The 15,651-nt window shown below is 64.2% G+C and carries 9 protein-coding genes and 1 pseudogene; 3 read left to right on the forward strand and 7 right to left on the reverse strand.

The window, feature by feature from the left end; all coding sequences use genetic code 11:
• Positions 1–759: pseudogene (locus tag BM269_RS29545) on the forward strand (hypothetical protein); the annotation flags it as partial.
• Positions 760–840: 81 nt separating this feature from the next.
• Here BM269_RS29545 and serB read toward each other — a convergent pair.
• From serB to BM269_RS24510, 4 genes are all read right to left on the reverse strand, one after another.
• A complete protein-coding gene (gene serB, locus BM269_RS24495) occupies positions 841–1,686 on the reverse strand; it encodes a phosphoserine phosphatase SerB (protein ID WP_090443837.1) in 846 nt (281 codons plus the stop codon).
• A 14-nt stretch (positions 1,687–1,700) separates the two neighbouring features.
• Entirely contained in the window at positions 1,701–5,132 is a 3,432-nt protein-coding gene (gene mfd, locus BM269_RS24500; protein WP_090443566.1) for a transcription-repair coupling factor, read from the reverse strand.
• 61 nt (positions 5,133–5,193) lie between these two features.
• On the reverse strand, positions 5,194–5,976 hold the full coding sequence (locus BM269_RS24505) for a lipase secretion chaperone (RefSeq protein ID WP_229204787.1): 783 nt from the start codon (positions 5,974–5,976) through the stop codon (positions 5,194–5,196).
• 164 nt (positions 5,977–6,140) lie between these two features.
• Positions 6,141–7,049, reverse strand: a complete 909-nt coding sequence (locus tag BM269_RS24510; protein WP_090443573.1) for an esterase/lipase family protein — start codon at positions 7,047–7,049, stop codon at positions 6,141–6,143.
• A 245-nt stretch (positions 7,050–7,294) separates the two neighbouring features.
• Here BM269_RS24510 and BM269_RS24515 point away from each other — a divergent pair, with 245 nt between their 5' ends.
• Positions 7,295–9,124, forward strand: a complete 1,830-nt coding sequence (locus BM269_RS24515; protein ID WP_090443575.1) for a methyl-accepting chemotaxis protein — start codon at positions 7,295–7,297, stop codon at positions 9,122–9,124.
• Here BM269_RS24515 and BM269_RS24520 read toward each other — a convergent pair.
• From BM269_RS24520 to BM269_RS24530, 3 genes are read right to left on the reverse strand one after another with little or no spacing between them, the layout of a single operon-like run.
• Positions 9,121–9,891, reverse strand: a complete 771-nt coding sequence (locus tag BM269_RS24520) for a PP2C family protein-serine/threonine phosphatase (protein ID WP_090443577.1) — start codon at positions 9,889–9,891, stop codon at positions 9,121–9,123. The genes BM269_RS24515 and BM269_RS24520 overlap by 4 nt on opposite strands.
• On the reverse strand, positions 9,888–10,898 hold the full coding sequence (locus tag BM269_RS24525; RefSeq protein ID WP_090443580.1) for an ABC transporter substrate-binding protein: 1,011 nt from the start codon (positions 10,896–10,898) through the stop codon (positions 9,888–9,890). The genes BM269_RS24520 and BM269_RS24525 overlap by 4 nt, the downstream gene beginning before the upstream one ends.
• 2 nt (positions 10,899–10,900) lie before the next feature.
• The gene (locus BM269_RS24530) at positions 10,901–13,300 is read right to left on the reverse strand and encodes a penicillin-binding protein 1A (RefSeq protein ID WP_090443583.1); all 2,400 of its coding nucleotides are present in this window, start codon (positions 13,298–13,300) and stop codon (positions 10,901–10,903) included.
• 108 nt (positions 13,301–13,408) lie between these two features.
• Here BM269_RS24530 and BM269_RS24535 point away from each other — a divergent pair, with 108 nt between their 5' ends.
• Positions 13,409–15,640 carry an OPT family oligopeptide transporter gene (locus BM269_RS24535; RefSeq protein ID WP_229204788.1) on the forward strand — a complete coding sequence of 744 codons (2,232 nt, stop codon included), beginning with the start codon at positions 13,409–13,411 and terminating at the stop codon, positions 15,638–15,640.
• Positions 15,641–15,651: the final 11 nt, after the last annotated feature.

Genomic DNA, 15,651 nt, shown 5'->3' on the forward strand with positions numbered 1-15,651 from the left:
CGCCAATCAATTTGCCATTCTGTTTGGGGAACGCTTTACCAACGCGATCAATTAATCAAACCGCGACCCCGGCACACAAAATTCCTGACAGGTCCCAGCGCTTGGAATCGGCTGGAGACTGCGGATCCTGCAACGGGAGTCTCGCTCACCGACCGGCATATCGCGACATATGAAGATGGTGGCCCAAGGCCGGCTCACTATCTCGACTACTTCCATGGCAGGCTGTGGCCCAGCCCCGATGGCAGCAGCATCCTTGATGATGGGTGGGTCTGGCATCCGGTTTCCGTGCCACGCATTTGGTCAGCCACGGATTGGCTGCGCCGCAATCCGTGGGAAAGTGAAGATGGTCCTTCTGTTGTTGATCTCGTATTTCGGGACGACTGGAACACTCCCACTTGCTGGATTGGCGACCATCATGTTGCGATGTGGGGCTTGGTTGATTCGGGAGATCCTGAGGAGAGCGGAAAACGACCTGGTGTACAAATCTCCGATACGACATCCACCGACCGATCATCGGATGAGCAATGGCCAATGGAAGCGGATCAGGTTCCTCGAAACCTGTTCAGTGACGGAAAGCGGCTTGTCGTCGTTGATGAAAAGAGCTGTACTGTTTGGGATATAGCATCTCGTTCAACCATTGCGGCCTTGCCCAATTTTCCAGCCCATATATACGATGCGAACCGCGGGACGCTGGTTGCGATTGGCGAAACCACTGTGGCCGAGCTTAGGCTTTCCTGGCTTGCTGGCCATGCGAAGTAACAGCTTGCCCTGAAGCCGGCAACCTTCGGGCAGGTCTGAAAACCGGCCGAAATGGCGGGTTGCCAGAGCTGACCCCGACTTTTAATGCGCTAGCAGGTTCAGGATGCCGTCCAGGCCGACGAAGTTGAGGGCGACGTTGGCTTGTTCGCGCACCACGGGCTTGGCGCGGAAGGCGACCGACATGCCGGAGATGCCCATCATCTTCAGGTCGTTGGCGCCGTCGCCCATGACGATGGCTTGCTCCGGCAGGATGCCGATGGCGGCGCATACGTGTTCGACCGTGTCGCGCTTGACGGTGGCGTCGACGATCTCGCCGATTACTTTGCCGGTCAGCTTTCCGTCGACGATCTCCAGTTCGTTGGCGCGGGTGAAGTCGAGGCCCAGGCGGGTCTTCAGGCGTTCGGTGAAGAAGGTGAAGCCGCCCGATACCAGCAGGGTTTTCAGGCCGGCGGCTTGTACCGCTTTCAGCATGTCCTCGGCGCCCATCGACAGGCGCAGGCGTTCTTCGTAAACGCGTTCCAGGGCCGATGCTTCCAGGCCTTCCAGCAGTGCCACGCGGCGCTTCAGGCTTTCGGAGAAATCGAGCTCGCCGCGCATGGCGGCTTCGGTGATTTCGGATACTTGCGGCTTCAGGCCCTGCATGTCGGCGATTTCGTCGATGCACTCGATGGTGATCAGGGTCGAATCCATATCCATTGCCACCAGCTTGAATTCGTCCAGGCGGCGCACGCCCATCATGTAGGTTGCGTCGAGCTGGGCCGCCTGGGCTGCAATCTCGATGGTCTGGCGCAGGGCTGGCGTGAAGCTGATTCCTTCGCAGCGCAGGGCGTTGTCGGAAACAGTCACCACGTTCTTGGGCGCGGTCAGGGCGGCAATGCGTTGCAGGCGGGCGGCGCATTCGCCGACGCCTTGCAGCACAAGGTTCATGGTCATGTCGTGGTTCATGTCAATTGTTTGATGGCGGTCTTGATCTGGTTCACGCGGGCCGCCAGGTCAGGCATGTTCGCTGTGATCTTGAGCTTGTCCTGTCCATTCAGCTTGATGTGGCGCTGGTTCTGGATCAGGTGGATGATGCGCATCGGGTCGATCGGTGGCTGCGGCATGAACTGCAGGTTGACCGCTTCCGAGTGGGCATCGATCTTGACGATGCCGACAGTCTTGGCGGCGATGCGCAGGCGGTGGGTCTCCACCAGCGCTTTGGCGGATTCAGGCAGTTTGCCAAAGCGGTCGATCAGCTCCTCTTGCAGGTCGTCGATTGCGTTCTGGGTTTCGCAATTGGCCAGGCGTTTGTAGATCGACAGGCGTTCGTGCACGTCGCCGCAGAAGTCCGCTGGTAGCAGGGCAGGCGTGTGCAGGTTGATTTCGGTGGTGGTGGCCAGCGGGGCCGCCAGGTCGGGCTCTTTGCCGGCTTTCAGCGAGCGTACGGCCTCGTTCAGCATGTCGGTGTAGAGCTGGAAGCCGACTTCCAGCATTTCGCCGGACTGGTTTTCGCCCAGCACTTCGCCGGCACCGCGGATTTCCAGGTCGTGCATCGCCAGGTAGAAGCCGGAGCCCAGTTCTTCCATCTGCTGGATGGCGTCCAGGCGGCGCTGCGCTTGCTTGGTCAGGCCTTGCACGTCGGTCACCAGCAGGTAGGCATAGGCCTGGTGGTGCGAACGGCCGACGCGGCCGCGCAGCTGGTGCAACTGCGCCAGCCCGAACTTGTCGGCGCGGTGCATGATGATGGTGTTCGCGGTCGGCACGTCGATACCGGTTTCGATAATCGTCGTGCACAGCAGGATGTTGTAGCGCTGCGCCACGAAGTCGCGCATCACCTTTTCCAGGTCGCGTTCGTGCATCTGGCCGTGGGCCACCGCAATGCGCGCTTCGGGCAGCATTTCGGTCAGCTTGGCCAGGCGGTTCTGGATGGTCTCGACCTCGTTGTGCAGGAAGTAGACCTGGCCGCCGCGCTTCAGTTCACGCAGCACGGCTTCGCGGATGATGGAGTCGTTTTCGCTGCGCACGAAGGTCTTGATGGCCAGGCGCTTTTGCGGTGCGGTGGCAATGACGGAAAAGTCGCGCAAGCCTTCCAGCGCCATGCCAAGGGTGCGCGGAATCGGGGTTGCCGTCAGGGTCAGCACGTCGACTTCGGCGCGCAGGGATTTCAGCGCTTCTTTCTGGCGCACGCCGAAGCGGTGCTCTTCGTCGATGATGACCAGGCCGAGGCGGTCGAACTTGACGTCGTCCGACAGCAGCTTGTGGGTGCCGATCACGATGTCCAGGGTGCCGTCCTGCATGCCTTTGATCGCATTGGCGATCTCTTTGCCGGTGCGGAAGCGCGACATTTCGGCGATCCGTACGGGCCAGTCGGCGAAGCGGTCGGCGAAGGTCTGCGCGTGTTGTTCGGCGAGCAGGGTGGTTGGCGCCAGGAGGGCGACCTGCTTGCCGCCCATGACGGCGATGAATGCCGCGCGCAGAGCGACTTCGGTCTTGCCGAAACCGACGTCGCCGCACACCAGGCGGTCCATCGGCTTGCCGGAGGTCATGTCCTTGATCACGTTCACGATCGCGGCCGCCTGGTCGGGCGTCTCGTCGAAGCCGAAGCTGTCGGCGAAGCGCTCGTAATCCTGCGAGGAGTATTCGAAGGAGTGGCCCTGGCGGGCGGCACGGCGCGCGTACAGGTTGAGCAGCTCGGCGGCGGTGTCGCGCACTTGTTCGGCGGCCTTGCGCTTGGCTTTGTCCCATTGGCCGGAGCCGAGGGTGTGCAACGGTGCGTCGTCCGGCGCGGCGCCGGAGTAGCGCGAGATTACGTGGAGCTGCGATACCGGTACATACAGCTTGCTCTCCTTGGCGTATTCCAGGTGCAGGAATTCGGTCTCGCCTTCGCCCAGGTCCATGCTGACCAGGCCCATATAGCGGCCGATGCCGTGGTTGATGTGCACTACCGGGTCGCCGATCTTGAGCTCGGACAGGTCGCGTACCATCGATTCGACCTGCGTGACCGCCTCCTGTTTCTTGCGGCCGGCGCGGCGGCCGCTGCCTGCGTACAGTTCGGTTTCGGTGATGAAGGCCAGGCCCTCGTCCAGTTCGAAGCCGGCGTGCAGCGGCGAGACGCCCAGCACCACCTTGGCGTCGCTGGCGAGGAAGCCGTCGAAGCCCTCGACCAGGGCTGGCGCCAGCTCGAACTCGGCGAAATACTGCTGCAGGGTCTCGCGGCGGCCGTTGCTTTCGGCACAGATCATCACGCGGCGGCCCGATTGCAGCAGGTAGGCGCGCAGGTTGGTCAGCGGGTCGTCCAGGTGGCGGTTGACCGCGATATTCGGGATCGGCGCCGACAGCTCGGACGATGGCAGCGACATGTCGCGCGATACGGCGAGCCGTGGGTGCGGCTTGGCCAGCACGAAGAACTGTTCGTCGCCGAGGAAAATGTCCTGCGGCGGCAGGATCGGGCGCTCGCGGTCGGCCTTCAGGAATTTGTAGCGCGACTCGGTGTCGGCCCAGAAGCGCTTGATGGCGGTGTCGATGTCGCCGACCATGGCCACGCTGGCTTCCGGCGGCAGGTAGTCGAAGAAGGTTGCGGTTTCGTCGAAGAACAGCGGCAGGTAATACTCGATGCCGGCCGAGGCGATGCCGCTGCTGATGTCCTTGTAGACCACGGAGCGCGATGGGTCGCCTTCGAAAGTCTCGCGCCAGCGGCTGCGGAAGGCGGTGCGCGAGGCTTCGTCCATCGGGAATTCACGGCCCGGCAGCAGGCGCACTTCCTTGACCGGGTACAGCGAGCGCTGGGTGTCGGCATCGAAAGTGCGGATGGTTTCAATGGTGTCGCCAAACAGGTCCAGGCGATACGGCAGGGCGGAACCCATCGGGAACAGGTCGATCAGCCCTCCGCGCACCGAATATTCGCCGGGCGACATCACCTGGGTGACGTGGGTATAGCCGGCCAGGGTCAGTTGCGACTTGAGCTGGGCCTCGTCCAGCGATTCGCCTTGCTTGAAGAAGAAAGTGTAAGCGGCCAGGAAGGAGGGCGGCGCCATGCGCACCAGCGCGGTCGTGGCCGGGATGATGGCCACGTCGCACTGGCCGGTCTGGATCTCGTGCAGGGTTGCCAGCCGCTCGGACACCAGGTCCTGGTGCGGCGAGAATGCGTCGTAAGGCAGCGTTTCCCAGTCCGGCAGCAGATGGCAGCGCAGACCGTTGTTGGCGAACCATGGGATCTCGGCCAGCAGGCGCTGGCCGTCGCTGGCCTGGGCTACGACCACGGCCAGCATCTGGCCGCGCGCCTTCAATTCGAGTGCGGTTTTCGCCAGCGCGTAGGCGTCACCGGAGCCGAACAGGTTGGGCAAGGCAAAGCGATTGCCGGGCTTGGGAAGTGCTTTTTTGAAGTCGAAAGGCATGCAAACGTGGCGCTAACTGAGGAGACACTAATATGCTGGCCCCACATTATAGTGCAAGCATCTATTCGTAGGCGCCCAGCCGTTTTTGTTCCCACGATGTAAAAAGACTATCGCGCAGTTGCTGGATTGCGGCCGGGTTGCCGCCCAGGGCGGTGCTTGCCGAACGGTAGGCCGCGACCCGGCGCACCCATTCGGCTTGTTCGCGGTCGAGTTGGGCCAACCGGTTGGCGGCTTGCGGGTCGAATGCCGCTGCGCGCAGCCGGAAAACCTCATCGTCGCTGGCGCCGCCGTTGCGGGCCGCTTCGACCTGCTGTTCGACGTTGAGCACCCTCTGCGGGGCGGTCCGTTCTTCCTGAAGCCCGGCGGGCAGGTTGCGGTCCAGGTCCGCCATCTTCTGCAGGCGCTGGGCGGGCGTCAGGGATTTGTCGTCCGCCAGCGCCAGGCGGGCGATGGCGTCCTGGTCACGGGCGTCCGTGTCGCCGAACAGTCCTGCAGTTTCGACGGGGCTGAAATAGCGCTTGCGCAGTTCCTGCATGGCGAGCAATCGACTGCGCGCTGCGGCGGCCAACGAGGTACCGGATGCCGGGGCGCCCACACTTTGTTCGGCTTCGGCCAGGGCCCGTTTGTAGGCCAGGTACTGAGCGAGAAGCCGCTTGGCTTCAGCGGCTGCGGCGGGTTGCAGGCGCCGTTCCAATTCGCGCTCGATGCCCGCGCGGATGGCGGGCAGCCCGGCTTCGCCCAAGGCGGACAGGTAGTAGTCGAACAGGTGCCGCAGCTCGGCGTCGACTTTCAGCCCGCTGCCGGCAGCGGCGTCCAGCCGGCCGTCGGGCTGGGTGCCGGCCATGGAGGGGACGAAGGGGACCGGTGCCGGCGACCTCGCCGGCGGCCCGGGTTGGGCGCCCGGGCCGGGCGGCTGTGCCGGCGGGGCGCTGGCACCCCAGACCCAGAGAGCGCCCGCGCCGGCTGCCGCCAGGACGAACGCCGCCAATCCCGCCCGTCCCCGGGCGCTCACAGGCCCATTCCCTGCAGGCGGTTGGCGTGCTGGCGGAACAGCGTCACCGGACTGGTTTCGAACAGGTGGGTGATGCCGACCATCTGGTTGACCTCATCGAGGTGGTTCATCCAGTAGTCGTCGCGGATCACTCGGCCAAGGTGGGACGAGCAGCTCGCGACCAGGCCATCGTTCTTGGCGCCGCCAAACGCGATGGAAGTGACGGCGAGGAAGGGATCGGCGGGATCGAAGATGTTGGTATAGGGCGTTGCGCCGCTCCAGGAGAAGTAATACACGCCGTTGGCTTGGTGCGCACCCTCGCCGCAGGCGGTCGAAGGCAGGCCGGCGGGATGGCGGGCGTTGAAGGTTGCGGTGCCGGTCGTGCTGAGCGATTGTGCTGCCGCGTAGGCGTTCTGCGGCAGCGAAGGGCTGCCCGAGATCAGGCCGAGGAAGCCGCCCAGCGCGTTGCCAATGCTGTAGACCAGGTCCGGCGCGGCGCCGACCAGCGCATCCGCCACCTTGGAGCCCTTGTTCACCCCGCCAATGCTGGTCACCGAGGCCACCAGGTCCGGCCGCACCGAGGCGACATAGCGTGAGGTCGGGCCGCCGTGGCTATGGCCGATCAGGTTGACCTTTTCGGCGCCGGTGGCGGCAAGTATCTGGCGGACCTGGAACAGGAGCTGCTCGCCGCGAACTTCCGTGCTGTTGGCTGCCGACACCGAGGTCACGTAGACCCGCGCTCCGCCGCTACGCAGTGCACCGGGAACGCCGTAAAAGTATTCGAGCGGGCCAAGGCTGTCAAAGCCGAACAGGCCGTGCACCAGGACGATGGGGTAACGGGTTTGTGTGTAGCCGGTTGCAGAAGCGGGGAGTGAGGTGATGGCGATGAACAGGACCGAGAGCAGCTGCCAGACGAACTTCTTCATAAAGCCTCCTGTGCTGATGGGTGGTGGGAGAGTCCAATCTAGCACCGGCAATGCGGCGCGCGACAAGATTGCTGAATAAGTACGGTGGGTTCCTTCAGTGCCAAATCACTTTGTTGCACGAATGGTGCGCGGTGACGGGATTCCGTTGACGCACAGGAATTAAAGTCCGATATTCGTTCGGGAGGAGCACAATCTCACCAAATATCACTTGATTAATAACCGTGCCTCAGAAGAAAGGTGGATTCATGTTCAAGAACCTTCTGATCAAATGGAAATTGGCCGTGCTGGTGGCGGTCATGATGTTGGCGTTGGCGGTACTTGGCATCGCCGGCTACGGCGGCATTGCGAAAGTGGGCGAGTCGGTCAATGAGATCGGTGTGGTGCGGCTACCGTCGATCCACGGCTTGCTGGTCCTGAGTGAAGGCCAGACCGCGGTCGATAAGGCGACCTTGTCGACGGCTATCTACGAGAACGATTACCAGGCGCAGGCCAAGTTCGCCGACGTGGCGAAGGCGCGCGACGCGGCCTGGGCGAAGGCAACGGCGGGCTGGAAGAAATACGAACCGCTGCCGCAAACCGCTGAGGAAGCTGTGATGTGGAAGCAGTTTGTCGGCGAATGGGAAGCCTGGAAGGCGGCCGACGCGAAGCTTGGCGGCATCGTGTCTGCCTTGGCCGGCAATCAGGATGAAGCGAAGCAGAAGGAAATGTTTGCCCAGTTCTTCCAGCAATACCAGGCATCGGGACCCTTGTTCAGCAAGGCGGAGCAGACGCTGAACAAGATCATTGAACTGAATGACAACATTGCGAAAGATTCGATCCGGTCCGGTAGCGAAGCGGTCGTCTCGGCGGAGCGCGTGATGGTCATCACAGCCGTGGTCGCGATGGCGCTGGCGATTGCGATTGCGTGGTATATCGCGTTGGCGATCACGCGGCCGATCGAGTCGGCCGTGAAAGTGGCGCAGACGGTCGCTGCGGGCGACCTGACCAGCGATATTTCTGTCGAGACGTCAGAGGAGACCGGCCAGTTGCTGCAGGCGCTGAAGGATATGAACGAAAGCCTGATCCGCGTCGTGGGCCAGGTGCGCAAGGGCACCGGCATGATCGGCAGCGCCACGTCGGAAATTGCGACCGGCAATATGGATTTGTCCAGCCGCACCGAGGAACAGGCCAGTTCGCTGGAGGAAACCGCGTCGTCGATGGAGGAATTGACGTCCACCGTGCGGCACAATTCCGACAATGCACTGCAGGCGAACCAGCTGGCCAAGACTGCGTCGACGGTGGCGGCCAAGGGCGGCGAAGTGGTGGCGCGCGTGGTGGAAACCATGGATTCGATCAACGAGTCGTCCAGCAAGATCGTCGATATCATCAGCGTGATCGATGGCATCGCGTTCCAGACCAATATCCTGGCGCTGAATGCAGCGGTGGAGGCGGCGCGGGCCGGCGAACAGGGACGCGGCTTTGCCGTCGTGGCGTCCGAGGTGCGCAATCTGGCGCAGCGTTCGGCGGCTGCGGCGAAGGAAATCAAGCAGCTGATCGGCGACTCGGTGGAGAAGGTCGGCGCCGGCAGCAGGCTGGTTGGCGAGGCGGGAGCGACCATGGGCGAAGTGGTCACCAGCGTGCAGCGCGTGACCGACATCATCTCCGAAATCAGCCTGGCGACGCAGGAGCAAAGCGCGGGCATTGACCAGATCAACACGGCGATCAGCCAGATGGATCATGTGACGCAGCAGAACGCGGCATTGGTTGAGGAGGCTGCCGCGGCATCGGCCGCACTGGAGGAGCAGGCTGCGCGTTTGATGGAGGTGGTGAGCGTGTTCAAGCTCGATCCTGCGGCCGTGGCGGCGATGGGCGCCGAGGCGCCGGCGCGGCGGCCGTCAACGCAGGCGAGGGCGCTGGCCGTGGCGAGGCCGGCGCGCGGTAGCGAACAACGTGCCGCCCGGCGCAGCGAACTGCAGGCCGCGGCGGGCGCCGCTCCAGGCGCAGCTGGCGTGGATGGTAGCCCGGGTTTGCGCGCCGAGACGCGCCGTCCGGCAACGGCCGCCGGCAAGCCAGGCGATGATTGGGAAGAGTTCTAGGCCGGGCAGAGCAGCAGGATGGCCGTAATGTTATCGCGGCTGCCATCCTGCTTGGCTTTCTCGACCAGCGCGGCGCAGGTCTCGGGCAGGTTGTCCGGGCCGGCGTTGGCCAGCAGGGCGGCCAGGTCTTCCGACGTCGAGGCGCCGTACATGCCGTCACTGCACAACAGGTAGAGATCGCCCGCGGCCACCGGGTGGGTGAACACGTCCGGCCGCACTTCCTCGGCCGGCCCGATCGCTTGCAGCAGCAGGTTCCGCGGCGGCAGGATGCCTTTCATGCCGGCTTCCAGCGCCTGCTGGTACAGCGTCTGGTCGTGGGTCAACTGCGCCAGGAGCCCGTCGCGGTAGCGATAGATCCGGCTGTCGCCGACGTGGAAGATGAAAGCAGGGCCGTCGGCATGCGGCTGCCACATGCCGGTCAACGTCGTGCCCATGCCATAGCCGTCGGCCAGGCCGGCTGCCGCGTTGTTGCGGAACAGGGTGCTGTTGGCGAACAAGACCGCTTCATGCAACTGACGCAGGGCCTCGGCATCGCTGCCCGGCACGTGCTGGGCGCGCAGATGCTTCCATACCAGCAGCAAGGCTTCGGTACTGGCGATATCGCCGCCGACGTGGCCGCCCATGCCGTCGGCGACGGCGACCAGGTTCAGTTCCGGCAGCAGCAGCAGGTTGTCCTGGTTGCTGGGGCGTACAGTGCCGACGTCAGTCAATCCATAGGCCAGGCCCATGGCCATCTGCTGCAATACCGGCGGCGACAGCGGGATCATTTGATTTGCTCCGCAAACTGCAGCACGCGGGCCGGCGGCATCATGCCGAGCTGGCGTGCCACGTCCATGTTGACGAGGTAAGAGTAAGCGCCCGGCGTTTCAATCGGAAGCGCGGCGGGCTTGACGCGATGGTACAGGATCCGGGCCGCTTTATGGGCAGTCAGTCGCCCGACATTCTGATAGCCAGCCACCAGGCCAAACAGCGCGCTGCCGTCGCGCAGGGCGACTTCGGCGGCGGAAAACACCGGCAGGCCAAGCGCCAGCGCGGTTTCCGTGACCAGGATGCGCTGGGAGGCAATGAAGCTGTCGGGGCCGATATAGATCAGCTGCGTCCTGTTTTCGGCGAAATCCGCCAGCATGCCGGGAATCGCGTCGGCGCGCGGTTGTCCCGCTGCGTCGAGCGGGACGGGGCGGGCATTGAATGCAGCGCCTGCACGAGCAGCCTCTGCCCGCATTTCGCGGATGGCCACTTTCGCGTTGACTTCATTGGGATTGAAGATCGCACCGATGCGGTCGACGCGGCGGTAGCTTTGAATGGCGCTCATTTGCTGGCGCGCCGGCACCACGTGGCTGACGCCCGTCAGGTTGCGCCGGGACGAGGCCAGGCTTTGCGTCAGCCCGGCCGCAATCGGCGCCGATACCATGGTGAATACAATGGGGACATCAAACTCCCGGGCTGCCACGGCCATGGTGACCGGCGTGCCCCAGGTGTAGATCAGGTCTGCGCGCCAGGCGCGGGCCTCTTCCAGCAAGGCCGGCACGCGGCTGGCGTCCATGTCCACGCTGCGAACCATGAAGTCCGCTTGCAGCCGGTTGTCCTTGAACCATTGATGGAAGCCGGCTTCGACATCGGTCTCGCCGCGAAACAGGATCATATAAACGCGCGGAATAGGCGAATTGGCGCTGCGGGCGAGCGCGGCAGGCGCGATGGCCGCCAGCGGGGCGAACACTGCGGCGGCGCCGAGCAGGCGCCGGCGCCGGAACGATGGAGCCCGTTGGCCCGGCATGTTCAGGCCCCCACCGGGGCTTGCTGTGGCGGGACCTGCTGCAGCGCCGGCTGGGCCGGCTGGATTGGCACGGCCGGCGATGCCGGTGTCGCCGGGGGTTGCGGGGTGCCGTCGGCGGGCACCGGCTCCTCGCCTTCGTCCGGAAGTTCACCCATGTCGATCGCCAGGACGGTCGGGTCGTTGGCGTATTCTTCCAGCAGCCAGTCGCCGTTCAGCTGCACCACGCCTTCCGGCACCGGACGGTCGACCGGCGGGCGCTTCGGCAGCGCCGAGCGCATATAGTCCATCCAGATCGGCAGCGACAGGGTGGCGCCGAACTCGCGGCCGCCCAGCGACTTCGGATCGTCGTAACCCATCCAGGCCACCGCCACCACGCCGCCGCCATAGCCGGCGAACCAGCCGTCGAAGGAATCGTTGGTGGTGCCGGTCTTGCCGGCCAGGTCAGGGCGACCCAGGCGGCCTGCGGCGGCGCCGGTACCGCTGCGCGCCACGTCGCGCATCATGCTGTCGGTGATGAACACATTGCGTTCATCGAGCACCCGTTCGCCTGACGTGGCTGGAGCGGGAGGCTGGATGTCCATGATCGGCACGCCCTTGGAGTCGGTGACGCGCGAGATCAGGTATGGCGTGGCCCGGTAGCCGCCATTGGCGAATACCGCGTAGGCGCCGGCCAGCTGCAGCGGCGTGACGGCGCCGGTGCCCAATGCCATGGTGAAGTTCTTCGGGTGGCGCGACAGGTCGAAGCCGAAGCGGGCCAGGTAGGCGTGGGTGTCATCCAGGCCGGCGGCGCGCAGGATACGCACCGAGGGGACGTTCTTCGACGCTGCCAGCGAGCGGCGCATGGTGACCTGGCCGTCGAACTTGCCGTCGTCGTTTTGCGGCTTCCACGGTTGGCCGATCGAACTGCCCGGCAGTTCGATCGGCTCGTCGGCGATCACCGTGCCGGGGCCGAAGCCTTTGGCGACGGCGGCGGAATAGATGAAGGGCTTGATCGAGGAGCCGGGCTGGCGCCAGGCCTGCGTCACGTGGTTGAACTTTTGCAGGCCGTAGTCGAAACCGCCCACCATGGCCTGGTAGGCGCCGGTGTTGGCGTCCAGCGCCACGAATGCGGCGGCGACCTGCGGCACCTGGGTGATGGCCCAGCCTTTCTTTTCAGTCTGCATGACGCGGATCACGGCACCGGGATGGATTGCCGTGGCAGGCTTGGCCTTGCTGGACAGCGCGGACGCGGCCAGTTTCAGGCCGTCGCCGCTGATCGACAGCACGTCGCCGTCCGAGGTTTCAGCCTTGACCAGGGTAGGGCTGGCTTCCAGCACCACGGCGGGGATCAGGCCATCGCTGACGACGCGCTTGCCCAGCACTTCGTCGATGGCATCGCCGCGCTCTTCCTCGTCGGCCGGCAGTTCGATATGGGCTTCCGGGCCGCGGTAGCCGTGGCGCTGGTCGTAGGCCACCACGTTGCGGCGCACCGAATCGTAGGCAGCGTCCTGGTCGCGCGACTGGATGGTGGTGTAGACGTTGATGCCCTTGGTGTAGCTCTCTTCCTTGAACTGCGCGAACACGGCCTGGCGCGCCAGTTCAGCCACGTATTCGGCATGGACGTCGAATGCCTGGCCGCGATGATTGACGTGAAGCTGTTCCTTCTTCGCTTTCTCGTATTGCGCTTCGGTGATGTAGTCGAGTTCGAACATGCGGCGCAGCACCACTTGCTGGCGCGAGCGCGCTTTCTTCGGATTGACCGCAGGGTTGTTGCGCGAAGGATTTTGCGGCAGGCCGGCCAGCATCGCCGTTTCGGCAATCGACAACTCCTTCAGCGATTTGCCGAAGTAAGCCTGGGCGGCGCTGGCGAAGCCGTAGGAGCGCTGGCCCAGGTAGATATTGTTCATGTACAGTTCAAGGATCTTGTCCTTGTCCAGCGCATCCTCGATGCGATAGGCCAGCATGGCCTCGGCCAGCTTGCGCGAGATGAATTTGTCTTTGCTCAGGTAGAAATCGCGCGCCACCTGCATGGTGATGGTCGAACCGCCCTGGCGGAAGCTGCCGCGCAGGTTGGCGCGGGCGGCGCCCAGCACGCGTACCCAGTCGATGCCGCCGTGCTCGTAGAAACGCGAGTCTTCAATCGCCAGCACGGCCTTCTTCATCAGGTCCGGCACTTCGGCAATCGGCGTGAAATCGCGGTGCTCTTCACCGAACTCGCCGATCAGCACCTTGTCAGCCGTGTAAATGCGCAGCGGGATCTTGGGACGGTAATCGGTGACCGCTTCCAGCGTTGGCAGGTTGGGGCGGATCACGAAGGCCGCGTAACATGCCAGGGCAATGCCGCCCGCAAGGGTGGCGAGGCCCGCGCCGACACCGGCGCGAATGACGTTACGGCGGTTCAGCCAGGAAGGACGATTGATCAAATCAGCTCTTTCGGTTGCTAAGTCGAGGGCATTATAGACTACTCGATAGTTGCTACTTCATTGCTAGATATGCCATAGTCCTAGGTGTTTTAGTCTAAAAGGATTTACGTGTTCCGTCCCTATATACCCGACCAGGCGCGGCTGCCGGAGATGACTTTCCGCGCCTTGTTCCTCGGTACCTTGCTGGGCATGGTGTTTGGCGCTTCTTCGCTGTACCTGGTGCTGAAAGTCGGCCTGACTGTCAGCGCATCGATTCCCGTGGCGGTCATTGCGATCACCTTCTTCGGCCTGGCCAGGAAAATGGGCGGCAAGGACGCCAGCATCCTGGAGAACAGCATCGCGCAGACCGCCGGTTCGGCGGGGGAATCGATTGCCTTCGGCCTGGGCGTGACCATGCCGGCGATCCTGATCCTGGGCTTCGAGCTGGAGATCTGGCGCGTGATGCTGGTGGGCGTGCTGGGCGGCTTGCTGGGCATCCTGATGATGATCCCGATGCGCCGCACCATGATCGTGGACCAGCACCACGAGCTCAAATTCCCGGAGGGGACGGCCTGCGCCGAGGTGCTGAAGGCCGCGGCCAGCGATTCTTCGCGCCAGGCGGCCGGCGAGCCATTGCAGGGTGAATCGGAAGCGGCGCGCGATGCGCGTCGCCGGGCACGGCTGATTTTCGGCGGCTTCGGCATCGGGCTGCTGTACAAGGCCCTCAACGTCTCGTTCAAGGGATGGAAGGATACGCCGGACGTTGTGCTGGGCGCTCCCCTGAAGGGCGGCTCGATCGGCGCCGAAGTCTCGCCCGAACTACTGGGCGTGGGCTACATCATCGGCCCGCGCATCGCGCTGACCATGACTGCGGGCGGTGTGCTGTCATACCTGCTGCTGATCCCGATGATCAAGTTCTTCGGCGACCCGCTGAGCACCATCCTGGCGCCGGGCACCATGCTGATTTCGGCAATGGGGCCGGACGATGTGCGCGGCGCATATATCCTGTACATCGGTGCCGGCGCCGTGGCCGCCGGTGGCCTGATCGCGCTACTGCGTGCGATGCCGATGATCTGGCGCAGCCTGGCGGCTGGCTTGTCGGGCGTGGGCAAGGGCAGCAAGGCGGACGTTACGCGCCGCACCGAGCAGGACATTCCGATGAAGTGGGTGGTGATCGGTTGCCTGGCCCTGATCGCTGTGATCACCGCCGCCGCCCCGCTGCACATGAATTTGCTGGGCGCCTTGCTGATCCTGGTGTTTGGCTTCCTGTTCTCCACGGTATCGTCGCGCCTGACCGGCGAAATCGGCTCGTCCTCGAATCCGACTTCGGGCATGGCGGTGGCAACGCTGCTGTTCACCTGCCTGATCTTCCTGATGGTCGGCTGGACCGGCGGCCAGTACTATGTCACCGCCTTGTCGGTTGGCGCCATTGTCTGCATCGCCTCGGCCAACGCGGGCACCGTATCGCAGGACTTGAAGACCGGCTTCCTGGTCGGCTCCACGCCGCGCCTGCAGCAGTATGCCATGCTGGTTGGTTCGCTGGCGTCGGCCCTGCTGCTTGGCCCGATCCTGCTGCAGCTGAATAGTTCCAGCACGGTGTACGTTCCGGCGGCCCAGGTTGCCCCGGGCCTGGCGACCGATGCTTCCCGGCTGGCGGTTACTGCACGCCTCGACGGCCCGCAAGCTGCCGGCGACAGCGCCAGCTACAAGGTCTGGCAGAAGCCGGATGCGCAGGGTGGCCCGGAAGGCAAGTACCTGGTCGCGCCGGACGGCAAGGCGGTCTGGTTCGTCGATCCCGGCATCAACGGCACGCACCACAAGCGTCCCGATGGCACCGAGGTGCGCAAATACGATGCGCCCAAGGCGGTGCTGGTGTCCTACATCATCAAGGGTATCCTTGACCAGCAGTTGCCGTGGACGCTGGTGATGCTGGGCGTGATGATCGCCTTGGTGCTTGAAATGTCGGGCGTGCAGTCGCTCTCGTTTGCAGTGGGGGTTTACCTGCCGCTGTCGGCCACGCTGCCGATTGCGGTCGGCGGCGTGCTGCGCTGGCTGGCGGACCGCCGCAACAACAAGCTGCCGCAATACGCCGGGATGAGCGAGGAAGAGCTGCAGGCCGCGGGCGACCGCAGCGAGGGCGTGCTGCTGGCATCCGGCTATATCGCAGGCGGCGCCTTGGCCGGCATCGTGATCGCGATCACCGCGGGCGTAATGACCAACTTCGATGCTGCGGTCACCGCGTGGGCGGAAAGCAGCAACCCATTCTTCAGCGGGCCGATGGCCGATTTGCTGTCCTTGCTGCCTTATGCTGTAATCATGGGGCTGCTCTTGTGGGCGGCGCGGGAAAAATCCACACCTTAAAGGAGGCTGGG

The organism is Duganella sp. CF458 (assembly GCF_900113115.1).
In the GTDB taxonomy this organism is placed as follows: domain Bacteria; phylum Pseudomonadota; class Gammaproteobacteria; order Burkholderiales; family Burkholderiaceae_D; genus Rugamonas.